A 22330-nucleotide genomic window follows, 5' to 3' on the forward strand; every position below is an offset into this window, starting at 1 on the left:
TGCCCATGGACGCCCGTACCTCCTCCCGAGTTCTCCCGCTGGTCATCGCCCTTGGCCTGGCATTGCTGCTGTCCATTCCGGATGGCAACGCAGCGGACAAGAGCGCGCGCCGTCTTGGCGCCGGCATTGCCGGGCTGGGTATCGGCGATCTGAGCGACGCCATGAACCCGGCCAATCCGTTCAATGGCGGTGTCGATCCCATCGCGCTGCCGGGCGACTCTCGCCTCGTGGTGTTCACGTACAGCCGGGACCAGATCTTCCGCGTGCTGAGCGCGCCATTGAAGGTCACGACCATCGAGTTTCCGTACGACGAGCAGATCGTTGGCGATCCGGCCTGGGGCGAGAACGTACGTTGGGACTACGACACCGATGGCGCCAACCATCTCTACGTGAAGCCGCAAGCGGCGGGTCTCGTCAATACGCTCTCGGTGAACACGAACAAGCGCAGCTACGAGTTCACGCTGGTGTCTTCACCTCTGGGCGGCATCTTCTACCAGAAAGTGCGATTCCGCATCCCGACGTCGATCTCGGCCAAGGTCAAGGCCCGTAACGACTTACGTGGCGAGCAAGGGGACAATGCGAAGACGGGCGAGGGCGAATCGCGTAACGCCGATGCCGTGGCGGTGCCGCCGGACCAATTGAACTTCGAATACGCCATTTCTGGAAGCGCCAGTTTCAAGCCGGAGACTGCTTTCGACGATGGCAAAGCGCTATGGCTGCGCCTGCCTGCCGCCGCGCTTCAGAGCTGGCCGGTCGCCCTGGTGAAGGACGGCAGCGACTTCGTGGTGGTGAACCAGATCCGCCGCGGCGGCTATCTGGTGGTACAGCGCCTGGCCGATACCGTTGTGCTGCGCTCCGGCGACGATGAAGTCAAGATCGAGCGTGGCCGTCGTCGCGTCTTGGGGCTGTTCTGATGCGCGGCACGAAGGTGGATCATGTCACGTCCGTGACCGACGCGCAGGAGCGCACTGTCAAGGGGAAACTCCCGCGCAATGTGCTGTTCGCACTGGGTGGCATCTCGGCAGTACTGGTCGGTGGGTTGGGCTACTACTTCCAAACCATCACTGACGAGCAGCTCGAAGCGAAGGCGGAACAGGCGCGCGCCGATCAGATCAAGCAGCGCGCGGGCAACGCTGACACCGGCCAAAGCCTCGAGGCGGCGATTCGCGCCCAGGCGGACAAGGCCCGTGAGGAGGCGGAGCGGCAGCGCAAAGCCGCTATTGCCCCTGACACGAAAGCGCCGGTCATGACCGCAGCGGACCTGGGCGGCGGGGCGAAGGCCAATCCCACCGTGGATCCGAAGAAGAACGAGCAGGATGATCTCTTCACGGCACCGGTGTTCAAGTCGGGCGCGCGCAAATCGCAACTGAATCAAAGCCGGCCGCCCGGCATGACCGATGTCACGGACCCGGCTCAGATGCGTGCGCTGCAGCAAGCGGTGGCGGCACGCCAGGGCGCTGCGAACGCGGCTGCTCTGGCACAGGAAGGCGCGACCGCGCCACAGCTGTCCGGTGACCGGCAGTTCCTGCGGGACGCGGGCGGCACGACGACGTTGCGAACCGGCTTCGATGGCAAGTTGCCAAAATGCACGGTCAGTCGAGGCTTCGTCATTCCCGCAAACTTTGCCGGCGGACTCAATTCGGACAAGCCGGGCGAATTCCGCGCCACCGTGTCACAGGACGTCTACGACACCGTGCAAGGTAACTGCAAGGTCATTCCTGCAGGCAGCACGCTGGTTGGCATCTATAGCGCCGACATTGCGGTCGGCCAGGAACGCATTCTCACGGCGTTCGTGCGCATGCAGTTGCCAAACGGCAAGACCGTGCCGCTGATGGGCATGCAGGGCGCCGATCCGGATGGTACCGCCGGCAATAGCGGCGACGTCAACAACCACTTCTTGAAGATCTTCACCGGTGCGCTGGTGATCGGCGCGCTGTCGCTTCGATTCAACGACAACCCGACCACCACCACCGTCGGGCCGGCGGGACTGGTCGCCTATGGGAACGCTGCAGGGCAGATCGCCACGCAGACGGCTCAGACCATCCTGAACCGTAACCAGAATATCCGTCCGACCATCACGACCGAGCCCGGGCAGAAGATGCTGGTTCAGGTCAAGCATGACATCGTGCTGGAGCCCTATCGTGATTAAGCGGCTTGCGTGCCTGCTCTGGATGGCTACCGGGCTCATCACTGCCGGTGCACACGCGGCAACGATCGACGCGGTCATTAGCCCGAATGCCATCGTGGTGAAGGTCGATGGGCAGGCCCGGTTGCACACCATAGAAGGAAAGTCGGTCCTGTATTGCGGACTCGATGCGTTCCTTGCGTGGTCGGCACGTCTCTTGGGCGCGCAGGTCGATGCCGGGGCGGAAGCCGGCCCGGTCGTGACACTGGCAGGCAAGCCCGTGCCGATCGCCGCATTGCTGGTGCGTGAAGGCTGGCTGCGTCCGTTCGAGCTGACCGATGCCGCTCAGGAAGCGATCGCGGAGCGGCGCGGTGGCTGGGCGTGCGCGCCGAAGACTGAGCCGTTCGCGCAGATGGGCAGCCGCGTGGATCCCAAGATCACGGCGGGCATCGCCATGAACGAGTCGTCTTACCGCGGCCGGCCCTGGCCGTGGACGCTTAACGTGGCCGGACGCGGCATGTTCTTCTCGACGCGCGACGAGGCCTACGCGGCCATCAACCGGCTTCTGGCCAGCCAGCGCTGCGATTTCGATGTCGGGCTGATGCAGGTGAACTGGTGCTATCACGGCAAGCGATTCGCCTCGCCGTGGGAGGCACTTGCGCCGGCCACAAACATCCGCGTGGCGGAAGACATTCTGGCAGAGAACCTGCAACGAAGCGGCTCTCCGATGAAGGCGGTGGCGTGGTACCACAGCGCGAACCCTGAGCGGGGTGGACCGTACTTCTCCCGATTCCTGAAACACGTGGCGCAATTCAAATGATCAGGCCGTTCATTCTCTCTGCACTTGCGCTGGTGGCGGCGCAGGCCATGGCGGCCGACACCGACCCGCTCGATTTCGACTACCAGGTCATCGCGCGCGCCGCAGAGCGCCCCGCGATGGTGTTCAACGATGGGCTGTCGACGTACATCCAGCCGCGGCACGGCCAGGTCGTCCAAGCCGACGGCGCCATTCAGAATGGCCCGTATTGGGTGATCGACGGCGTGCCGGAGGTGGTCCGCTACTCCGTCAGCGGGCAACCTGTTGTCGCGCGCTGGAAGCGTGCCAATGGATTCACGTCGGAGCCGGCAAATCCGGTGGGAGACATGCCAAGGAGTCTCGCCGCGATCTCCGGACGACTGGCGATGATCGGCAACTATGCCAGTCAGCCGTTGGTGCGCGCCGGCCGCTCGAACCTGCCTCTCGCGCAGATGATCAAGTCGATTGCTCCGGCCGGGTGGAGCGGCACCGCGCAGAAGGATATCTCCCTGACCGACGACGTGTCGTTCGATACGCGCGGCGGAGAGAACTGGCTGCAGGCGCTCGCCCGGGTGCTTGAGCAGCGCAATCTCTACGCGGAAGTGGACTTCACGCGCCGGAACATCGCGCTGCGGGCCGGACCGCCGAAAAGCTTTTCTGTGGTTGAGGGCGGCTCGAGCGCCGCGACACCTATTGGAGTGTTGCAGGCTGGCCTGACGACATCGGACACCGAGGCTGCAGCGCAGAAAGAATCCGCGGCGCCGACGTCGCCGGTGGCGGGCACGCCGCTGCCAGAGGGCCCGACGCTGGCGTCGGCTTTCGGTGCCATGGCCATCCGGGACAACAAGCAGGGCAGGATCGAAATCCGGTTCGAACAAGAGCCCAAGGACCTGGTCCTGCGTGGCGAAACCGACAGCAAGATCTGGACGAGGTGGGACGATGCCCAGCGCGTGTTGTCCTTCTCGACCGTTGACCGGTTCACGGCGACTGCGGACGGCAAGTCCGTCGAGGTGAAGCGCTCGCCCGAGATCGACTACGAGTTTCCGCGCGAGAACAGCGCTGGCCTGGAAATGGTCTTCGAAAAGGACGGCGCCACCTATCTGAGCTTTGCCAAGTCGTTGGTCAGCGTTTCAGTGTTTGGTGACGACCATCAGCGCAACGGGGAGCACAGGGACCGCTACTACAAGTTCAACGGCATTGCCGCACGCCTGACGGTGATCGCGGACGGCAACGTGGTCTATGTGGACCGCGCGCCGCAGGTGCGGTTCAAAGAACAGCCCGGCAAGGTGGCGCTGTGAAGATCCGCTGGATGATGGCGCTGACGGCATCCTTCTTGCTGGCCGGCGCAGCTCGCGCCGACTGCCTTGATGATGCCGCGTTGTTTCATGGGGTCAGCCCTTCGTTGCTCCGGAGCATCGCGATGCAGGAGTCGGGCATGCGGCCATGGGTCACGAATCGCAATGGCAACGGTTCGGAGGATATCGGCCTCATGCAGATCAACTCGATCCACCTGCCGCGCCTGGGCAGGTATGGAATCACGCGCGCCCACCTGTTTGATGGGTGCATCAATGCCTACGTCGGCGCGTGGATCCTGCGCGAGAACATCCAGCGCTTCGGACCAACGTGGAAGGCGGTCGGGGCCTACAACGCTGCCTCACCCGACAAGCAGTTGCGCTACGCCAACCAGATTCATGCGCGGTGGCAGGCCCTGCAGCGCGCCGCCTTGCGGTAGTTCCTTCACCTCAACCGAACGCATAGTTATGTGCCAATCCAACCGAACCGTTCGCATTGCCGTCGCCACTGCATCCCTGGTGAGCGGCCTGATCGTTGTGCCGGCGGTGCACGCCTCGCAACTGTCCAGCGACGGCTGGCAGCAACTGCAGCCGCCGCGTGCCGCCAAAGCCGCCGTCAGCCCGACGTTGCTGGCCGCCAATACGCCAACCGCAGGCGCAGCGCCGAGCATGGCCCCGAGCACGGCGGCGAGCATGGCCAGCACGCCGGCCGTGCCGACCAGCGCGCCGGCGCCCGGCGCCGTGTTCCGGCTTGTCAAAGGGGAAGCGCTTCAACAGCAGCTTCAGAACTGGGCCGCCCGGGCCGGTTGGGCAGTCGCATGGAATGTTCCGGACGGCTGGATCGTGCCCGGCGACAAGGATTACGGCAGCGACTTCGAGCTCGCCGTCAAGCGCGTGGTCGAGGAGCTGGCCAATAACGGCGCCGACGTGGTGGGGGATAGCTGGCGCGGCAATCGCACGGTGATTATCAGCCAAAACGGGATGGTCCAATGATGATGCAAATGAAGAGCAACGCGGCGCGCTACACCGCGACTGCCGTGGCGGCCGCCACGCTGCTGTCGGGCTGCGGGGTGATGGAAACACGCGACGTACAGAATGCCATCGGCAGCGATGCAAAGGCGGCCTATGCCGATGCGCCCCGCAGCCGCCCGGTATTCCGGGTGCATGAAGGCGCGTGGCTGATGGGCGAGAAGATCCGCGCAAGCAAGCCGCAGCCGGACATTTACAACAAGCATGTGGTGTTCAAGGGCACGCTTGGGTCGTTGACGGAGGCTGTGAACTGGATCGCACAGAGTGTCGGCGTGCGCGCGACCGTGGACGCTTCTGCGGTTGCGTCAGCCACGGGTGGTACAGCGCCGTCGCAGCCAAACGCCGGGGCACGGCCTAGCGGGCCAATCCCGATGGGTGGCACGTCACGCGTAGACCTGGCAGCCCCGTTGGCCGGCGCTGCTGCCTCGGGCCAGGGCGCTGGCATGGCGGTCACATTGCCCTTGACGCTCCGGTACGAAGGCAACTTCAAGGGCTTCCTGGATGCCGTCGAGGCGCATTTTGGTGTCTGGTCGCGTTACAACGACGGCACGGTGGCGTTCTTCCGGACGGAAACCCGGACCTTCATGCTGCCGAGCCTCGCGGATGCCTCGTCCATGAACGGTTCGATCACCACGTCGGACAGCAGCTCCGGGGGCATGGCAGGCGCCGGCGGGAACGGCGGCAGTGCAGGCGGGAGCGGCGGCCGAAGCGGCCAGACCATGACCATGTCCGTCGAGATGAAGCCGTGGGAAACGCTCCAGGCCACCGCGAAGGCTGTCGCTGGCGCGAGCGCCGAAGTCGTGGTCGACAAGAACCTTGGCACCCTGACCGTTACTGGCGACCCTGTGCAATGCGATCGCATCGAACAGTTTGTCAAGAGCTTGGCCGCCATGTACGGCAAGCAGGTCGCCATCGATGTGCAGGTCTACGAGGTCCGCGTGACCCGTGAGGACAACTATGGCCTGAATCTCTCGCTCGCCTATCAAAGCTCCAGCGGCCAGCCCGGCGTGTCGTTCAGTTCTCCCAGCACGCCGACCATTTCAGGCAGTGCCACCCCCATGAACCTGGGCGCAACAATCATGAGTGGCCCGTTTGCCGGTAGCAAGGCCGTGGTGCAGGCGCTCTCGACGCTCGGCAATGTGTCGCAGGTGGTATCGCGCTCGGGCGTCACGCAGAACGGCAAGGTCCTGGCGTTACAGACGGCGACGCTGCAGGACTACGTTGCACAGGCGCAGACGACGCTCGCCGCAAATGTGGGTTCCACCAGTTCCATCCAGACCGGTACGGTGACCTATGGGTTTACCAGCAACTTTTTGCCCAAGGTTGTCGATGGCCGCATCCTGATGAACTTCGACATGACGCTGTCGGATCTGCTGCCCCTGCAGCCGTTCAACTCGGGTGGGTCTTCCAACCAGACCACTGTGCAGTTGCGCACCATGCCGACCAACCGCTTCACCCAGTCGATCACCCTGAAGCCAGGCGAATCGCTCGTGCTGACAGGCCTGCGCAACCAGAAGGCGGCGACCACGAACAACGGGATCGGCGAGCCATGGATGGCGGCGCTGGGCGGTGGGGTTGGTGCCACCAGAGGCGATACGGTCATCGCCATCATGATCTCGGCCCGCTTGCTGTAACACAGAGGACACTTCCATGCAGAATCGTCCATTCAATCTTCGCTGGAGCCGTGCCGCGCTTGCGATTGCCGCTACCGCTGGCCTCTTGGCTGCCGTCCCTGCCAATGGGGCGTCGGCGATGTCGAACCCTGTTGCAGCGGCGATCGCTTCGGCAGGGGGCAACCCAGCGACTTCGCAACCCGGCACTGCCCAGTCGGTGCAGTCGACGGCTGCTACCTCAGCAACCGGAAGTGTGGCGCCCACAGCGGCGAGCATGCCTGCGGTCGAGGCAGCCCAGCCGTCGCGCCCCACTGACGCGCCGGAACTCGCTGCTTTGCAGTCCCAACTGGCTTTGTGGAAGGCGCGCGCCGAGATCGCCAAGTACAAGGCAGAAGTCAAGCGCGCAGATGATGCCTTGGTCGCCGCTCCTCCTGGGGCGGCGCCGGGCGCTGGCGTGGCGTCGATCTCGCTGGCTGGCCCCATGCCGGCTGGCGGCGTCGCAGAGCGCGCGCCGCGGCTCGCGCCGGAGGCGCCCCGGCTGGTGTCGTTGCGCGCGTTCGATGGTCACTACAACGCCGTCGTGGATGTCAGCGGGCGCACGGTACCGGTCCAGGCTGGCGACACGCTGGACGGCGGCTGGAAGGTCGTGAGCATTGACGACGCTGGGGTGAAGCTTGCCAACGGCAAGCGCGTGCGCACGCTGAGGCCGTGAGCGATGGCTGAGATTCTGTCATTCCCCGGCTTGAAGGGTGGCTTCGCCATCGGGCTGACCTGGCAACACGAGGAGGCCCAGCCGAGCAAGGGTGTCCTACGCGCGCGTGCGCTGGAACTCGGCCGGAACGTCCGCTGGGGCGTGGTGCATGAGAGCGCGGAAGGCGCCATCCAGACTGGATTCTGCGAAGCGATCGCCGGCGCGAAGCCTGGCGGGCTGAAGCCGCTCGCCGCGATCGTGGCCGGCCAGCACCGCCAGCCATGGATGGGCCTGTTTCAGCTGCAGGACAGCCTCTACTGGTACATCGCCGTTCGGCAGGGGCACGCCGTCATTGCCGGTGGCGACCGGGTGGGCACCCTGGAGGAACTGGCACCGATCCGCGAGCGGCATCGTGCCCTTGGGGAATGGACGGAAGTCGAAGGGACGCTACCGGATCTCGCGAGCATGGCGCGTGCTGCAAAGGGCGTGGCGCCGATGCGAGACGTTCTGACCGGCCCTTGGCAGGCGACCTCCTACTCGTTGGCGGCGGCTACCGGGGCAACTGTGCTTCTCTTGGGCGGCTGGTATTGGTACGACCAGCAGCAAGCGGCTGAGCGTGAGGCGCAGTTGATGCGCCAGCGCGCGGTTGCCGCCGCGCAGCGCGCGAATGAGGCGGCACGCCAACGCGCAGTACCTTGGGTCGAGGAAGCGACACCGAGCACCTTCCTGCAGGCCTGCCGGCGCGCCTGGGACCGGCAGGCCATCGCCGAGGCTGGCTGGACGCTTTCCAGCTGGCGCTGCAAGCCGGCCACGTCGACGGCCCTGACGATCGAAACCACCTGGAAGCGCGAGGGCGGCGTGGCTGCCAACGCTCCGGGCGCGCTTTCCACTGACGGCAATCAAGCGGCGGCGACGGCGAGTGCGCCGGTGGCATTCCGGCCTTCCTCGCGCGCGGTCAGTGTGCCAGTCGAGGCGCAGCGGTCGATGTGGACGTATGCACAGGGTAACGGCGTGGGCTTGCAGTTGACCTCGCCGCCTCCGCTGCTTCCATCAGATGGCAACACCCCGGCCGACCCGTGGCTCGCTATGACCGCGGACCTCGGCTTCGGCGCGCCGCCATGGCTGGGCCCGGGCGAGGGATTGGACGGCGTGGCCGGCCTGCGCCTGACCGAAATCAGCTACGAGGCGGCCGCCCAGTCCTGGAAGGGGACTGGAAAGCTGTACGCAATGCGGGACGGCGCATCGCTGCCTGCTGGGAGCCAATAATGATTGCGACGATCTCGCGCCTGTGGCGCAGTCCACGCAAAGCGTCGGCAGGAGGCACCGCATTTGCGACGCGCGCCGAGCCGTCTGTGAAATCCGATGTGCTGGCGTTGCCGCCGCCCCCCGAAGTACTTGAGCCGCATATCTTCTATCCGCGCAATCTGCCGGCCTCGTTTGATCGTGTTGCCTTCAACCTGAACCATCTGACGGCCGAGCAAGCCGCGGCCCTTCGTCAGCGTGCCGCGGAAACCGGTCTGTATGTGGAAGACGTCGCCAAGGACCTTAATCTGACCGATGACAACGTGCAGCAAGTGCTGGCCGTGCACGGCTGCGACATCTATGTGGATGCCCGGCATTTTGGCACACCGCGCCTTCTGACTTGGGAAGCCAAGCTGCGACGCAGCGGCGCCGCGCCCCAATTGCGCAAGGTGTCCGCGCAGGAACTAGCCGTGTTGCGCCAGCAGCGCGGTTCCGGTCAGCTGCAGGATACCGACCTGCAGACCTTGACCCTCGCGCGCCGGCTGATCGCGGATTGCGCCGCCCTGATCGCCTCGGACATTCACATCCTGGTGCGCGAGCACCACACCGAGATTCAGGTACGAATCAAGGGAGATCTGCGTACGGTCTCCGCCTTGTCGATGCGCCGCGAGGAGGGCGAACGCCTGATCCGCGCGATGTACACGGGCCTCGCCACGGTGAAGGCCGCCACCTACAACCCGCTGGACGTGCAAGACGCGCAAATCGCCGGGGACGCATTGCCGGGCACCGGGCTTTCCAGCGTGCGGATCGTGCGTGGGCCCGCTTATCCGGTGGAGAGCGGCGGGGGCTTCCTCGTTGCGCGGCTGCAATACCGGGAGCACCACGAGGGCGCACTCAAGGCGGATGCCATCGAAGCTGCCAAACGGCTCGATTTGCGCTCGCCGAAAGCGCCTGGCGGCGAATTCAAGCTTGGCCAGATGGGGTACACGCCGTTGCAGGTGGAGCTCATCTCGCAGCTGCTGCGCCGGCCGATGGGCGTCATCGTTGTGACCGGCCCGACCGGGAGCGGCAAGACCACGACGCTCTTTGAATGCACGCGCCATCAGGCGCGCCTCTTCCCCGAGAAGCGGCTCATCACGATCGAGAATCCCACCGAGTACCCGATGGATTGGGCGATCCAGCTCACCACGGAAAGCGAGCGGTTCCCGGAAATGCTGCGCATGACGCTGCGGATGGACCCGGATGCCGTGCTGCTGGGCGAAATCCGCGGTGTCGAGGAAGCGATCGCCACGCTGCAGGCGGCGGCTACCGGCCACCAGGTGCTGACCACGCTGCACGTGACCGACCCGTTCGAGACCTTCTCCCGACTGGTGATGCTGGACCATGTTCGCCTGGCGATGGAGGTGATCGCCAATCACAACCAGATCATCGGCCTGATTGCGCAGCGGATTGTGCCGCTCCTTTGTCCGCATTGCTCGGTGAACCTCGATAGCGCCCCGGAGCCGCTGCCGGACTACATGCTCAGTGCGATGCGCACCTGGGGCGATCTCTCCAACGTCCGCGTGCGCGGCGCGGGATGCGAACACTGCCACGGCGAAGCCATTGTTGGTCAACAGGCGGTCGCCGAGGTGGTGGTCACCAGTGAGATGCTGATGCAGGACTGCATCAACGAAGGTGTGCTGGCGGCGCGGCGCAACCATCGAGGCCGGAAGAGTTCGGACAAGCCCATGATCGCGCACGCGATGGATCTGGTGCTGGCAGGCCGTCTGAGCCCGGTGGATGCCGAGCGTAGCGTGGACGCCATTCCGACGCGGGAGGACCTATGAGCGGATTGTCCTGGGCAATGCGCCGGCGCCTGTATCAACAGGCATCGAGCCAGCTGGAGAACGGGCTGACGCTCGCGCAAGTCATTGAGGATTTCCGGGAACGCCAAGCCCGGCGAGGCCGCAAGCGCGCCGCCGAGGCGGCGCATGAAGTTGGTCGTCAGGTGCGCGATGGCAAGACGCTGATGGCGGCCATGGGCGCAAGCCTCAGCGATCTGGAACGCAGCGTGCTGGACGCCGGCGAGAAGGCGGGGCAGCTGTCGGACGCCATGCGGCTGGTGCTGGACGTGCGCGAACTGACGACGCGGCTGCGCCAGAAGCTTCAGGCGAGCTTCTTTGCGCCCACTGTGTACCTGGTCACGCTGTATGTGGTCCTGCTGCTGATTGGCGGCTACATCGTGCCGCAGTTTGTCGATGTGCTGCCGATCGAGAAGTGGACGGGCTGGGCGTATGCCATGTACGGGATGGGTCAGTTGGCTGTGGGATGGCCGGCGCCAGTGATCTTCGGCAGCCTGGGTGCCTACGCGCTTTGGAGCTGGTGGGCGCTGCCAAGGTGGACCGGGCCGGGCAGGCGATTCTTCGACCAACACGTCTTCCCCTTCACGGTGTACCGCGAAATCACCGGGTTCACCTGGCTGATGTCTTTCGTCGCGCTGCTGCGGGCGAAGGTGCCGGATATCGCCGCGCTGGAGGGACAGATCGGCCCGGCATCGCCATGGCTGGCCTCACGCCTGCGGCCGATTCGCCTTGGCCTGGCTGACGGTCTGGACCTCGCGGAAGCCATGCGGCAGACCGGGAACGGGTTCCCGTCGCTGGACCTGATCGATGAAATCGGTGCTTATGCCGGCTTCGATGACTTCACCGAGAAGATCACGGTGGCCGTGCGGCAGAACGCTGAAGTCATCGAGCGGCAACTGCTTGCGAAGGGGATGGTGATGTCGGCGACCTTCACCGGATTGATGTTCCTTGCCTTCGTTGTTCTGCAACTCGGCTCCAACTCACTCTCGGAGATCCTTACATCTTCGATGGGCAAGTTCTGACAATCGCTTTCGAAATCTTAAAAGGGGTATCAAATGGACGGAATTCTTGGGCGCATCGTCGCCATCGTGCTGGGGCTGCTCGCTCTCGTTGGCGTTGCCTATGCCGGGTACAACGGCTTCCAGAACCACAAGGCTGGTGTGGTCGCCACCAATATCACGCAGCTGATCACGAATGCGCGGGCAGGGTTCTCGCAGGGGAACAACGGCTACACCAACTTCACCACGGCCAACGTCCCGGCAATGATCACGGGCGGCATGTTTCCTTCGGACATGGTGCGCGGGACGGCACTGGTGGACCCCTGGGGCAATGCGGTGACGCTGGCCGCTGCCAACAACGGGTCGCAGGGCGTGATCACGTTCGGCGGTGGCAATGCCCAAACGGCAAAGCAGTGCGTGAGTGCGGCGCTCGGGCTCAAGGACTACGTGACATTGGTGGTTGGCTCCACGACCTTTAATCAGGCCAACCTGCCTGACCAGGTCACCGCCGGTTCTGCCTGCAGCGCGACGGCAACCTTTGCCCTGACCTTCCAGTAAGGCTACCTCGGGCAACGGAATCGGCCCTTCCACCGGCTTCACGTCCTTGGTGGCAGGGCATGGCGAGCGGGCGTGGATTTGAGGAAACGACATGGATGGGATTCTCGGGCGGATCGTCGCCATCGTTCTGGGCTTACTGGCACTTGTGGGCGTTGCCTACGCCAGCTACAACGGCTTCCAGAACCACAAGGCCGGCGTGGTGGCCACCAATATGGCGCAGCTGATTACGAATGCGCGTGCCGGGTTCTCGCAGGGGAACAACGGCTATACCAACTTCACCACCGCCAACATCCCCGCGATGGTCACGGGCGGGACGTTTCCTTCGGACATGGTGCGCGGCACGGCGCTTGTTGACCCCTGGGGCAATGCGGTCACGCTGTCGGCCGCCAACAGCGGATCGCAGGGTGTCATCCGCTTTGGCGGCGGTGGTGCCCAGACGGCTAAGCAGTGCGTGAGTGCCGCGCTGGGTCTCAAGGATTACGTGACGCTGACAGTCGGCACGACGACGTTCAACCAGACCAGCCTGCCTGACCAGGTTACCGCCGGCGCCGCCTGCAGCGCGACCGCCAGCTTCACCCTTACTTTCCAGTGAGCGTCCCAGCGACCAAAGTGTGAGGAGAAGGGCATGGGCTATCTCATCCTGCCGATTGTGACGGTCCTGTTCTGTCTCGGAATTGTGGCTCAAAGCAGGCAATTAGCAGAAGCGGCGCCTGGGGCTGGCGTAGTCGGCCGCATGGAATCGATCGCAACTGTGACGGCGCAGCAGGCACAAGCGTACGGCTCGGCGTGCGTGTCGACCGCCGGTGCGACGCCGGGGCTGGTCGGCGCGAGTGTGATGCCAGTCCTGCCGTCAGGAATGGTGGCGCCGGCTGGTGCGGGCTGCATGGCCGTGGCCAACACGGGCGGCGGGCGTGACGTGTACGGATACGTGCGTGTGTCATCGGGCGCAAGCGGCGCGCTGCTCAGCAGTACGCAAGGCAGTCTCGCGTGGTTCCGAGTCCGCAGTCAGGGCACGGCCGTCAATCTTGCCACCGGCATTGCTTATAGCGTGCCGGCGATCATCCCCGTTGGGGCGCTGGTTCATTGGGTCCAGCTGAACACCTGAGAAACGCATGGAAGCCATCCTCGGATATCTCGTTGCGCTGATGCTATCGATGCTGAGCCTTGCCGGCTTTGCGACGTGGGCGAAAGCCGGCGTTACGAACGTGCAGACCGCCGCCGCGGCGAGCCAGATGCTTGTTTTTGACAAGGCCGCCCTGCAGTTCGTGCAGGATGAATCCGCAACGCTGGTCGCACAGGCGACGGCAAGCGTGCCCGTCAACGTTACGACGGCCATGCTGATAAACGGCGGCTATCTGCCAGCGGGATTCTCGGGGACCAACGTGTTTGGTCAGACCTGGCTGCTCCAGGTCCTGCAGCCGACGCCGAACAACCTCCAGGCACTCGTCACATCGCAAGGTGGGCGACCGATCACCGACACCCGACAGCTCGTGCAGATCGCGGCGCAGGCCGCCGCTCAAGGCGGCTTCGTGCCCTACGCGGGACAAAACGGTGATCCGACGATGGTCGCAACCCGAGCCTATGGGGCTTATGGCACGTGGCAGGTGCCGCTGGCGAATTACACCAATCCGGGCAGCGGCCGGCTAGCATCGTTACTGGCGTTCACCGGCGCTCAAGCCAACAACGGCTATCTGTACCGCGTCCAGGTTCCTGGTCATCCGGAACTGAACCGGATGCAGACAACCATCGACATGGGTGGGAACGACCTGAACAACGCGCGGCGTGTGACGGCCACGAGTGCACTCACAAGCAACGGTGAGACGTATCTGACTAACACTGGTGCACCAGGCTCCGCCTGCAACGTTGACATGTCGGCCCGCAGAAGCACCACCGGCACTGGATTCGTGATCTGCTCCGGTGGCATATGGCAGCCAGTCGGTACCGCGGTGGCAAATGTGTACGAGGGCCTGTGGTGTGGAAACAATGGCCAGTTTGCAACGAGCGGCACAAACGTGGGCTACATCTGCAAGGGCAACCGCTATGTCTCTCTAAACAATGCGCTGGGCAATTTGTCGATTACGCGAAAGTACGAGAACGTTACCGACGGTATGACTTTCGGCAAGGACAACTGCCCTGGTGGCACTGCGTGGGCGACGTACACCCCGAAGCAAGAGATGGTGAATATCACCGGCAATGTAATGCCGCCCATTCAAGGAACGTTCTTCTCGATGAATGATTACGGCACCTACTGGTACGCGCAGGCGAGCGCTATGTCTCCCGCGGCATGGTATAGCGGCAATGACACTGGAGCGCTGGGCGGGCAGCTGGTGGGCACCGTTACAACTGGATGCACCTTCTAGGACCAGGATCGATCGATGAAGAAAAAAATTCTTTGGGCATGCTTTCTGGCAGCGGACTTCTCGGCAGCCAACGCTCAGTTGTACTCGTTTCCTGCACCGCCGATGACCGTGGCTGACTGTAGGCCAGGGCACCACTGGTATCGGGAGCCAGGTAGATTGCCATACTGCAAGGTCGATGATCCCCCCCCGCCGCCGCCTCCACCTCCGCCGCCGCCACCTGCATGGTCGCGCATCTATGCCATTGACGCAAACATTCGGGAGGGTATGAACAACACCAGTATGAGTGTTCGCATCCTGCGGAATTCGATGAATGGGAGCGCTTGGCAGACAATCTACAGTGTGGGTGTCAATCCATGGTATGGACAACCAGGAGGGCTGCCGTGGTACGGCGACCTAGTACCGCACATGGCTTATGACATCGCTATTTTTGACGCAAACGCACTGCGCCCCCCTATGCAGTATTTTCTGGATCGCGGCTGTCGAATTCTTAGCGACAGCCCGGATATCAGCGCAGTGATTGCGCCCTACGGAAGCGGGAGTGGTACCTCATTGACAGCGGTTCAAGGCAAAACATTCGGCAGCTCTGTACACAGCTACTGGAATTGGGCGATTTGCTCCGGCGATGTGCTGTAGTTCTGCGCGCCATTAAAAAAAGTGGCCCTACGCGGGGCCACTTCTGCATTCCGAGAGCGGTCGCTTTAGATTGCAGCGAAGCTCCAGGACTTGGTGATTGCCACCCCGTTGCGCGCACCGCTAAAGGTGGCTGTATAGGTTCCAGCAGTGAGGGGTTGTGTCGGCAGCATGAATACCACGCCAGCATAGAGGCTCGTGTCCTCGATCGCACTGGCGACGGAACTGGCCTTTGCATTAGATGGAACCAGCACGCGTACCGGAACCGCCGCTCCGCCAGGGCCAGTCAGCGTGAAGCTGGATACGGTCAAGACGTCGGAGGCTGACGGTGCCGCCACCCGAAACATGATCGGATGCCCAGCGGATGCAAGATCGGACGCCGGATTGGGATTTTCCGTAGCTGGGTAGAAAGTTCCGAACACGGAGTCGTTGTCAGCGGGATAGTATGCCACGGCATTCACGGCCATCTGTTGACCACCCCATTGCGCGAGACCATACCCGCCACCCTTGGCGCCCGTGACTATGCCAAAGTTGATGACGCAGCGGCTGTCGCGCACCGAGAGACCGACCGTTTCTTGATTGCTGGTGATAGCTTGCAAATGATAGACGGACCGCTTAAATCCCGCGACGCAGGTCTCAGGGTCGGGCGACCCGCTAGACACAGCTTGGCCAATCCATTGATCCTTTGACCCGCCCGCAGCAACCACTTGGTCATACGGATTCGCACCAGTGAAACCAGCATTCCCAGCCACTTCCAAGTGGCCTGTTGCGCCGTTTGCCTTCATGTAAGCCAGATGGTTATCGGCGGCGATGTCGAGCTTGACGTCTTGCTTTAGCGCACCGACGCCCATCTTTAGGCGGAGTGAGTTCAAGGCATCATAGGCCGCAAGCCGCTGATCTCCGCTTGGATACGTCGCTGTCGGAGCAGTGGTAGCCGGCGGTACCGAAGTCGGCTCCTGCGGGGTCGTTGGTGTAGTGGGAGGAGTGGTGGGGTTCTTGGAGCCACCGTCGTCTCCGCCACCACCACCACCGCATGCGGCAAGAGCGAGCGTCATGGCAGTGACCAGTACCGAGAGAGCGAATTTTGAGTTTTGCATGTTTTTCTTCCTCTGACTTTGACCGGCCGGGGATCGACCGTTACTTTAGCTTACCTATCGGCGCGCGAAGTCAAGTGCCTGCAATCCCCGGCCGGACGTGAGAATACCCGAAGGGACCAACATCAAGACGGCGAATAGGGGCCGAACTTGACCCCCCGGAAAGAGGGGTGCCCAGGCATTCGTTACGGCTGTCGGCGCGTAGACCGCGTCAAGTGCGGGTCACCGCGATCGGTAGAGGGACGTTCCGCAGCTGTTGCAGATATGCCATTGGTGGACGGCAATGAAAGGCTGCTCGCGCCAGAGGCGGATGCTTCTAGATCCGCACCGGTAGCACGACATGCCGCGCTCGGTCACGCAAGCTGGATACTTTCGAGCATACTCGCTCACCGTCGGCAAGCCTTTGCGCGTTAGGACAAAAGCGATCAAGCCAAGGTACGAGAACACCATGCACGCAATCGCCCATGGCCACGCCCAGCGCTGCTCCTGTCTTGCCCACTTGAACGCCAAGTAAGCGGGCAAAGCAAGAAAGATCGCGATTGTTATCCATTCCATTTCTGAATCTCCTGTTGTAAGGCCTGCCCCGCGAAGCCGTCAAGTTGGCGGGAAGACCGGACTAGTCCATGCAATTCCAGTCCTCATTCGTTGCCGGCGATGAATTGCTTCCCGCAGCCCTCGCATCGAGGCCGCGGGCTCCGGCTATCGGAAAGCCGAGGTGGCCGGCGTAGCAGTCCTGAAGCTCCATGAAATGCTCACCGGCTTGCCGGCCCGAGTGCCAGAGAACGAAGCCGTGTAGGTCTCACGGTCTGCCAGGGGCGCGAGCGGGACAAGGAAAGCCGCATTGTTCCGTAGGTATTCGTCGGCCACACCATCTGAGCCATCCACCTTCGCAGCTGGGGACACCAAGACGCGCGCAGCCACCTCCGCGCCGTTGCTGTCAGCGAGTTTGAAGGCTGTTACGGACAGCACCTCGGCGAGCGCGCCATTCGCGTAGATCATGAGGGGTCGCCCGGGCGTAAGCAGGTCCGGCGCGGGATTCGGCGACTCGCCCGCGAAATTGAAACCGGGCTGCACATCGGTGTCGCCGTCTGCCGGCACAGTGACGACCATTTCAGCCTCAATCTGCTGGCCTCCCCCATAGGGCACCCCGTTGGATGTGGGGCCTGGTTGTGTGGCAGTGCTCGTACCGAAGTCCACCACGCAATGATTCAGGCCCAACGCACCAGTGTGACTAAATCCAATACCCATTGATTCCTGGTTTGTCACGAGAGACTGCAAGTGATAGACGGTGTGATACCACTGGTCAATGCAGCCTATGCCAATCTCGCTGTCATCGGGACCTCTGGCTGCGCCCACAACTTCTGCCACCCACTGGGTGTCCCCTACACCGGCCTTCCGGGCCCGCAGCAGCGGAGTGGTTTCGTAGAAATGCAGAGAGTCCGCCGATTGGTCATGCTGTGCCACGCTGTGGGCGCTGAGATAGACAGCATGGGCCTGGGCGGCGGTGTCGAGCGCGGCGTCCTGAGCGAGAAGACCGACGCCAAGCTTCTGGCGCAAGGCGTTGACCCCGTTGAAGAGCGCGAACTGTCCAGATCTCTTTGCGTAGGACGGCTCCGGTACGCTTGTCCGAGGAGCAAGGAAGGGAACTTCTATCGGGCCAGGAGCCGCCGGCGGGATACTTCCGCTTGCCCAAGCTGCTGCATTGCCAACGAGCCCCACCAACAGCATCGCAATGTCTTTGTTCGTCTTCACTTCTTCTTCCGATATATGTCAGGTCTGTCACGCCGCCTTAGTTGTTGTTGCTACTGCCAACAAAGCACAGACAGCAGACTCTGTCCGGAGGCAAAGTGGCGTCGCAACGTCTGCCAGGTTCGGCGCCAACGCTTGCGCGAACTCCACCTCGCGCCTATCTCGAAGGGGCAATGGGATCGCGGCTAGCTCTCAGCCGCTTGATTCCAGATTAGCGACACCGTGCCGAAGTCAAGACGCGCGGAACGGAGAGGTCCCGACATTGGTGGCCAAGGATGGTTAGTCGGCACGGTCTCGCACAACTTGAGCCCAGTTAGTTGGGGCGCAGAGGGATCGAAAAAAAATAACGGCGGCCCCAAGAGGAAGCCGCAGTGGCTATGATCACCAATTCGACAACCCGTCTATTGAAGGGTGGTGGGTTTCTCCGGCCCCTTGTCGCTGTGCCGCCATTGGCGTCAGTTCCGACGCCCGCCCCGTGAAGCCGTCAAAGACCCGTTGCAGCATGGGCAAAGAAACGACTGCGAAAGCTCGATTTTCGCGGAGGAGTTCGATGCCAGGTATGGCGTCCCGCACTTCCGGCAGGGCCAGACCGCGAGCTCTTCGTGCATGGACATGGAGCGGGCCAGATGCAGCGACCGCTCGGGTGGTACCTTGCAGTCGTCCGAGAAGAAGGCCCGATGGATGTCCAGGGTCGCGACGAAGCTCTCCGGTGTCGACACGTCACAGGCGATTGCCGATCGAAACAGCCAGATCTGGAAAGTCGACTGGACGCGGCGCTGCGCGGAGTCCAGATACCACATTAGCGATGCCGGCGGTTGGCCGGATGGCGATGACTTGCCATGCAACCTTTGGTAGGTCTTCCGGGTGTGCTCGATGCTGGTGTTGAACAGTGATGCCACGCTCATGGCGCGACAACTGAGGGCCAGGAACGCCTCGAACAGGGCGTCGCGCACGAACGTCTCCAGCCGGAATTTGCCCCAGACGCCGGAGTGCGCGAGGCGGTCGGTCCGAAGCGGCGAGGTTTCCATCAAGTAGTGGGCGACCATCTCCCGCGATAGCCGGCCGGTGTGAATCTCCAACCAGAACATCTCATCTGCGAAGCGCCAATGAAAAAGCGGCACTAGACGCTCTGTGATAGCTACGTCGAGTTCGTGCTGAGGAACCGACCGCAGGTACGCGGCCAACTCGTTGGAGATGCCGATCAGAGGGGCCGCCAGCACCGACATGTTGAGAAGGTCGTACATGGCATTGATGTACGCGCGGTTTGTGTGCTCGAGTGCCAGGCGGTCCACCACTGACAGATTGCGGGGCAGGCCAGTTTTGAGCCGCTCCATTGTGGCGGTCGGCATCCGTCCTTCGATGAAGGATCGCCAGTCATCGATGGTTGTGAGCGTTGGTACGTAAGCGAGAAACGGCGTTCCCAGAATCTTCGCCGACTGGGAGAGGTCGTCACGCAGCGAGCGAAGGTTTTCGCTGGATACCCTGAAGATGCTCTCCAGCGTTGGATGCACCGCAACGGCATTCAGGACGTAGTTGTTGATCCGCAGATTGGCGGCAAGCACACGATCTCGCACCCACGCTGGCAAGATGAACTGCTCATAGATGGAACGGGTCGGGGTGGTTTGCATGTCAGGCTCCAGTGATTGCGATCAGTTCGTTGTGGAAGGCCTCCACGGTGCGGCGCAAGGACACCAGCGCGGGGGCATGCTCCTTGACCTTGATCGCTTTGACTGCGCCTCGGAACTTCGCGAGCGCGTCATCGAGATCCGCTTTCAGGCCATCAATGCGTAGTGACAGATTCCGCGCGTCGACCGACTTTGCCTGGTGGTGTTCAACTTCATTGGTGAAAGCCGATAGGCGAAGCTCGGCATCCTTGATCTGTGCGTTGAGCGCTTCAAGTTTGCTGCTCCCGTCTATGACAGCGTCGGCGATGGTCTTGTACTCGGGAGGAATGACCTCGACCTTGACCTCCTTCACGACCTCCCGGATCTTTGACTCGGCCAACGCCTTCTGCAAGGCTTGTCGTTCGTCCGTCAAGCGTTGAATCGAATGCTGGAGGCTGTCCACCGCCCCGGTCTGCGACGAGAGCGCTGCGGAGGTTCGATCCAGCTGCTCCTTCTGCGCGGCATATTGCGCGTCGGAGGAGTTCACCTGTTCGCGCATGTGGCGCATCTGGGCTTCGAGATCGCGCTGGCGCTCCAGGCTCTCGTTTAACTGTTCTTCTGCAGCCTCCAGCGTCGCCATGACGTGATTGAGTTCCTGGTGCGTGCGTCGAGACCATTCGATGTACGGGACGATTTCCTTGCGCGAATAGGGCTCATCGTCCTTGCGAGCATCGATGAATCGTTGCACTTCCTCTGGAGTGATATCCGATCGCTTGAGGATCGTCAGTTCCCCAAGATTCAGGAACGTCAGGGCATCATTGTTCTCGGAGAAGTGGTGAAACGCCTGCAGATACTTGACGGCGGAGGCGCGGGAAATGCGCAGGGCGCGCACTGCGAAGTTGTACAAATTGTCATCGGCTTCCTGGCGAGCGCGGGGGGTGTCGCCCAAGCGCTTCTGCACACACGTGAGGATGACGTGGTAGATCTGGAATAGCCGAGAGCCGATGGCGGTATGCTCGCTGAGGATGCGCTTGCGCGAGAGCTCGATCTCTTGCGCGGCTTGCACGATCCGGCCGATAGCTCCGGCATCGACATAGTGACCCAGCTGCTGGATTGCAAGCTCGCGCAATGCGGGCGGCTTCGGATCGACGAGATTGAACTCGCGTTTCTCTTCTTCTTTCTTCTTCATTGTTGCCCCTACGGAAGGTGTTACGGCCCCGGTGATCGCGGCAGCCACTTCAACGTACACGCTAGGAGCAAGTGTCAAGCTGATGAAACAGATGCAGCGATCTTCGGACGGAAGCTTATGCCGAGATTGAGCATCGGAATTTCACGAAAGCTCAGGAAAATCAGGCGTCTTTCGAAAGTCAAGCTCAAATCAGCAGCGCTTTGCCTCACTTTTTATCGACAGGTATTAGCGGGATTTGAGGTAGCACCTCCTTCAGATGGGGGCGCTTGTATATACAACCTGATCCTGTGCAAGGGGCGTTGGAAGGAACATGTTCCTTCCAAATAGGGCGAAAGCTCAGGATGCGGGCTTGTGATTTGAAGGCGAATCGAATGCGCCGGGGCGGCGCTTGTCATGCTTTCGCAAGGCGTGTAGAGTGCGGATACCTCTAGCGTCTATGACGCATCGACATGGCGGTCAGACCGAACTGACATTCCGCGTGGGCCTGCACTGGCCCTTCCTTTCCGCGGCCCGCCTCACCTCCTTTCTTCGCACGCGAGCAGCGTCCTTACGACATGCATGACATGTCGCAAGCGCGTTGCCGAACGGTCGCGCCTCATTGGATTCCTTGCTCTTCCGAGCATCGAATAATCGCCTGGCATCCGCCAGGAAATCCCTTTAAATCGTTTCTCGTGAGAAACCATGGAATCCTTTGCCCAAAACATGATCACGCGCCCGCTCAAGCTCTTCGCTTTTTGCATGGCGCTGTATCTGGCTTCGCAGTCGTTCATTGTTGGTGTGTTTCTTGCCGCCGTCGGCTTCTTCTACCTGAAGGAGAAGGTGTTGCAGTGGAGCAAGGCCGTACCAGCTGCGCCGAAGGTATCGATGCCGGAGCACGACTCCAAGCCGAAACCGTCGAATGACCAAGCCGCCGAACCGCCCGAGCAGAAGTACGAGCGTTCGGCTGTGGTGACGCCAATCCGTCGCACTGGAACGCACGATCGTTCCTAAGTCCCTCGCCGCCCGGTTCCCGGGCGGCTTCCACCTGTCGCGGGTACCCGTTACCCGCCGGCAGGTGGGTCTCCGGGTGCCTGTCCGGAGACCATCATGGAAACAATGACAGCAGGGTGGCAGCTGGACTTCTTCGGTGAAGCGGCCGCCATTGTTGTGCCCCCACCCAAGATCGACCCCTTGCCGGACCCTTCGCTCTGGAGCGAAGCGGTGCGCGAGGAGATGGTCGACGCCCTCATCAGTCTGGCCTGTGACAGTCGCCGCGGCGACAACATGCCCGAGTCCCTGGTCGACTGTGCTGAGCTCTTGCGAGCCCGTATGCGGAACAAGTCGCTCGATCTGGAGGAATACTCCATGACGCTCGGCTGGATCTTCGGATACTGGGATGGAGCGCTTCCCTACACCTACGTCTGCGCGGTTTGCGGGGTAAGCCCGGAAGTCTTGCAGGATGTGATTCTCAACAACGCCCGCCTGAAAGCTGACCTCGAAGGAGTGAAGCGGTTGTGCTGCGGGTCTCTTCTGTGACCAA

The 22330-nt window shown here is 62.5% G+C and carries 22 protein-coding genes; 18 read left to right on the forward strand and 4 right to left on the reverse strand.

The window, feature by feature from the left end:
• Positions 1–5 precede the first annotated feature (5 nt).
• From ACIP1U_RS15830 to ACIP1U_RS15905, 16 genes are all read left to right on the forward strand, one after another.
• The gene (locus tag ACIP1U_RS15830) at positions 6–914 is read left to right on the forward strand and encodes a TrbG/VirB9 family P-type conjugative transfer protein (RefSeq protein ID WP_400316471.1); all 909 of its coding nucleotides are present in this window, start codon (positions 6–8) and stop codon (positions 912–914) included.
• A complete protein-coding gene (locus tag ACIP1U_RS15835) occupies positions 914–2149 on the forward strand; it encodes a TrbI/VirB10 family protein (protein WP_400316473.1) in 1236 nt (411 codons plus the stop codon). The genes ACIP1U_RS15830 and ACIP1U_RS15835 overlap by 1 nt, the downstream gene beginning before the upstream one ends.
• Entirely contained in the window at positions 2142–2945 is an 804-nt protein-coding gene (locus ACIP1U_RS15840; protein WP_400316475.1) for a lytic transglycosylase, read from the forward strand. The genes ACIP1U_RS15835 and ACIP1U_RS15840 overlap by 8 nt, the downstream gene beginning before the upstream one ends.
• On the forward strand, positions 2942–4219 hold the full coding sequence (locus tag ACIP1U_RS15845; protein WP_400316477.1) for a TrbG/VirB9 family P-type conjugative transfer protein: 1278 nt from the start codon (positions 2942–2944) through the stop codon (positions 4217–4219). Before ACIP1U_RS15840 ends, ACIP1U_RS15845 begins: the two co-directional genes overlap by 4 nt.
• A gap of 11 nt (positions 4220–4230) precedes the next feature.
• Positions 4231–4653, forward strand: coding sequence for a lytic transglycosylase domain-containing protein (locus tag ACIP1U_RS15850; RefSeq protein ID WP_400316644.1), 423 nt, complete (start codon positions 4231–4233; stop codon positions 4651–4653).
• Between the two features lie 79 nt (positions 4654–4732).
• Positions 4733–5206, forward strand: coding sequence for a TcpQ domain-containing protein (locus ACIP1U_RS15855; RefSeq protein ID WP_400316479.1), 474 nt, complete (start codon positions 4733–4735; stop codon positions 5204–5206).
• The gene (locus tag ACIP1U_RS15860) at positions 5206–6876 is read left to right on the forward strand and encodes a type II secretion system protein GspD (RefSeq protein WP_400316646.1); all 1671 of its coding nucleotides are present in this window, start codon (positions 5206–5208) and stop codon (positions 6874–6876) included. The genes ACIP1U_RS15855 and ACIP1U_RS15860 overlap by 1 nt, the downstream gene beginning before the upstream one ends.
• 253 nt (positions 6877–7129) lie before the next feature.
• Positions 7130–7567 carry a type IV pilus biogenesis protein PilP gene (gene pilP / locus ACIP1U_RS15865; protein ID WP_400316481.1) on the forward strand — a complete coding sequence of 146 codons (438 nt, stop codon included), beginning with the start codon at positions 7130–7132 and terminating at the stop codon, positions 7565–7567.
• 3 nt (positions 7568–7570) lie between these two features.
• Positions 7571–8812 (forward strand): type 4b pilus protein PilO2, encoded by a 1242-nt coding sequence (pilO2, locus tag ACIP1U_RS15870; RefSeq protein ID WP_400316483.1) that lies wholly within the window; start codon positions 7571–7573, stop codon positions 8810–8812.
• A complete protein-coding gene (locus tag ACIP1U_RS15875; RefSeq protein WP_400316484.1) occupies positions 8812–10614 on the forward strand; it encodes a GspE/PulE family protein in 1803 nt (600 codons plus the stop codon). The genes pilO2 and ACIP1U_RS15875 overlap by 1 nt, the downstream gene beginning before the upstream one ends.
• Positions 10611–11651, forward strand: a complete 1041-nt coding sequence (locus ACIP1U_RS15880) for a type II secretion system F family protein (RefSeq protein WP_400316486.1) — start codon at positions 10611–10613, stop codon at positions 11649–11651. The genes ACIP1U_RS15875 and ACIP1U_RS15880 overlap by 4 nt, the downstream gene beginning before the upstream one ends.
• Before the next feature lie 33 nt (positions 11652–11684).
• Positions 11685–12185, forward strand: coding sequence for a prepilin type IV pili (locus ACIP1U_RS15885; RefSeq protein WP_400316488.1), 501 nt, complete (start codon positions 11685–11687; stop codon positions 12183–12185).
• A gap of 91 nt (positions 12186–12276) precedes the next feature.
• Positions 12277–12777, forward strand: a complete 501-nt coding sequence (locus ACIP1U_RS15890) for a prepilin type IV pili (RefSeq protein ID WP_400316490.1) — start codon at positions 12277–12279, stop codon at positions 12775–12777.
• A 33-nt stretch (positions 12778–12810) separates the two neighbouring features.
• Positions 12811–13290 carry a hypothetical protein gene (locus tag ACIP1U_RS15895; RefSeq protein ID WP_400316492.1) on the forward strand — a complete coding sequence of 160 codons (480 nt, stop codon included), beginning with the start codon at positions 12811–12813 and terminating at the stop codon, positions 13288–13290.
• Between the two features lie 7 nt (positions 13291–13297).
• The gene (gene pilV, locus ACIP1U_RS15900; protein ID WP_400316494.1) at positions 13298–14545 is read left to right on the forward strand and encodes a shufflon system plasmid conjugative transfer pilus tip adhesin PilV; all 1248 of its coding nucleotides are present in this window, start codon (positions 13298–13300) and stop codon (positions 14543–14545) included.
• A 264-nt stretch (positions 14546–14809) separates the two neighbouring features.
• Positions 14810–15178, forward strand: coding sequence for a hypothetical protein (locus ACIP1U_RS15905; RefSeq protein WP_400316496.1), 369 nt, complete (start codon positions 14810–14812; stop codon positions 15176–15178).
• Between the two features lie 65 nt (positions 15179–15243).
• On the opposite strand, the gene ACIP1U_RS15910 is transcribed toward ACIP1U_RS15905, so the two are convergent.
• The 4 genes from ACIP1U_RS15910 to ACIP1U_RS15925 form a co-directional block, all read right to left on the reverse strand.
• On the reverse strand, positions 15244–16272 hold the full coding sequence (locus ACIP1U_RS15910) for a CAP domain-containing protein (protein ID WP_400316498.1): 1029 nt from the start codon (positions 16270–16272) through the stop codon (positions 15244–15246).
• Positions 16273–16968: 696 nt separating this feature from the next.
• Complete coding sequence (locus tag ACIP1U_RS15915; protein WP_400316500.1) at positions 16969–18021, reverse strand: CAP domain-containing protein; 1053 nt, start codon at positions 18019–18021, stop codon at positions 16969–16971.
• Positions 18022–18473: 452 nt separating this feature from the next.
• Positions 18474–19646, reverse strand: coding sequence for a hypothetical protein (locus ACIP1U_RS15920; protein ID WP_400316502.1), 1173 nt, complete (start codon positions 19644–19646; stop codon positions 18474–18476).
• 1 nt (position 19647) lies between these two features.
• A complete protein-coding gene (locus ACIP1U_RS15925) occupies positions 19648–20811 on the reverse strand; it encodes a hypothetical protein (RefSeq protein WP_400316504.1) in 1164 nt (387 codons plus the stop codon).
• A gap of 681 nt (positions 20812–21492) precedes the next feature.
• On the opposite strand from ACIP1U_RS15925, the gene ACIP1U_RS15930 reads away from it, so the two are divergent.
• Positions 21493–21801, forward strand: coding sequence for a hypothetical protein (locus ACIP1U_RS15930; protein ID WP_400316506.1), 309 nt, complete (start codon positions 21493–21495; stop codon positions 21799–21801).
• Positions 21802–21897: 96 nt separating this feature from the next.
• Positions 21898–22326 (forward strand): hypothetical protein, encoded by a 429-nt coding sequence (locus ACIP1U_RS15935; RefSeq protein WP_400316508.1) that lies wholly within the window; start codon positions 21898–21900, stop codon positions 22324–22326.
• Positions 22327–22330 lie beyond the last annotated feature (4 nt).

The sequence above is a fragment of the Cupriavidus sp. NPDC089707 genome, from assembly GCF_044748965.1.
In the GTDB taxonomy this organism is placed as follows: domain Bacteria; phylum Pseudomonadota; class Gammaproteobacteria; order Burkholderiales; family Burkholderiaceae; genus Cupriavidus.

Excerpts from the sequence above, each read along its gene's own strand:
- ACIP1U_RS15835 (WP_400316473.1), top strand. The coding sequence starts at position 914 with ATGCGCGGCACGAAGGTGGATCATGTCACGTCCGTGACCGACGCGCAG.
- ACIP1U_RS15875 (WP_400316484.1), top strand. The coding sequence starts at position 8,812 with ATGATTGCGACGATCTCGCGCCTGTGGCGCAGTCCACGCAAAGCGTCG.
- ACIP1U_RS15895 (WP_400316492.1), top strand. The coding sequence starts at position 12,811 with ATGGGCTATCTCATCCTGCCGATTGTGACGGTCCTGTTCTGTCTCGGA.
- ACIP1U_RS15880 (WP_400316486.1), top strand. The coding sequence starts at position 10,611 with ATGAGCGGATTGTCCTGGGCAATGCGCCGGCGCCTGTATCAACAGGCA.
- pilV (WP_400316494.1), top strand. The coding sequence starts at position 13,298 with ATGGAAGCCATCCTCGGATATCTCGTTGCGCTGATGCTATCGATGCTG.
- ACIP1U_RS15925 (WP_400316504.1), bottom strand. The coding sequence starts at position 20,811 with ATGAAGAAGAAAGAAGAAGAGAAACGCGAGTTCAATCTCGTCGATCCG.
- ACIP1U_RS15885 (WP_400316488.1), top strand. The coding sequence starts at position 11,685 with ATGGACGGAATTCTTGGGCGCATCGTCGCCATCGTGCTGGGGCTGCTC.
- pilO2 (WP_400316483.1), top strand. The coding sequence starts at position 7,571 with ATGGCTGAGATTCTGTCATTCCCCGGCTTGAAGGGTGGCTTCGCCATC.
- ACIP1U_RS15850 (WP_400316644.1), top strand. The coding sequence starts at position 4,231 with ATGATGGCGCTGACGGCATCCTTCTTGCTGGCCGGCGCAGCTCGCGCC.
- ACIP1U_RS15910 (WP_400316498.1), bottom strand. The coding sequence starts at position 16,272 with ATGCAAAACTCAAAATTCGCTCTCTCGGTACTGGTCACTGCCATGACG.
- ACIP1U_RS15830 (WP_400316471.1), top strand. The coding sequence starts at position 6 with ATGGACGCCCGTACCTCCTCCCGAGTTCTCCCGCTGGTCATCGCCCTT.
- ACIP1U_RS15845 (WP_400316477.1), top strand. The coding sequence starts at position 2,942 with ATGATCAGGCCGTTCATTCTCTCTGCACTTGCGCTGGTGGCGGCGCAG.
- ACIP1U_RS15905 (WP_400316496.1), top strand. The coding sequence starts at position 14,810 with ATGAACAACACCAGTATGAGTGTTCGCATCCTGCGGAATTCGATGAAT.
- ACIP1U_RS15860 (WP_400316646.1), top strand. The coding sequence starts at position 5,206 with ATGATGCAAATGAAGAGCAACGCGGCGCGCTACACCGCGACTGCCGTG.
- ACIP1U_RS15930 (WP_400316506.1), top strand. The coding sequence starts at position 21,493 with ATGGAATCCTTTGCCCAAAACATGATCACGCGCCCGCTCAAGCTCTTC.
- ACIP1U_RS15935 (WP_400316508.1), top strand. The coding sequence starts at position 21,898 with ATGGAAACAATGACAGCAGGGTGGCAGCTGGACTTCTTCGGTGAAGCG.
- ACIP1U_RS15920 (WP_400316502.1), bottom strand. The coding sequence starts at position 19,646 with ATGCAAACCACCCCGACCCGTTCCATCTATGAGCAGTTCATCTTGCCA.
- pilP (WP_400316481.1), top strand. The coding sequence starts at position 7,130 with ATGCCTGCGGTCGAGGCAGCCCAGCCGTCGCGCCCCACTGACGCGCCG.
- ACIP1U_RS15890 (WP_400316490.1), top strand. The coding sequence starts at position 12,277 with ATGGATGGGATTCTCGGGCGGATCGTCGCCATCGTTCTGGGCTTACTG.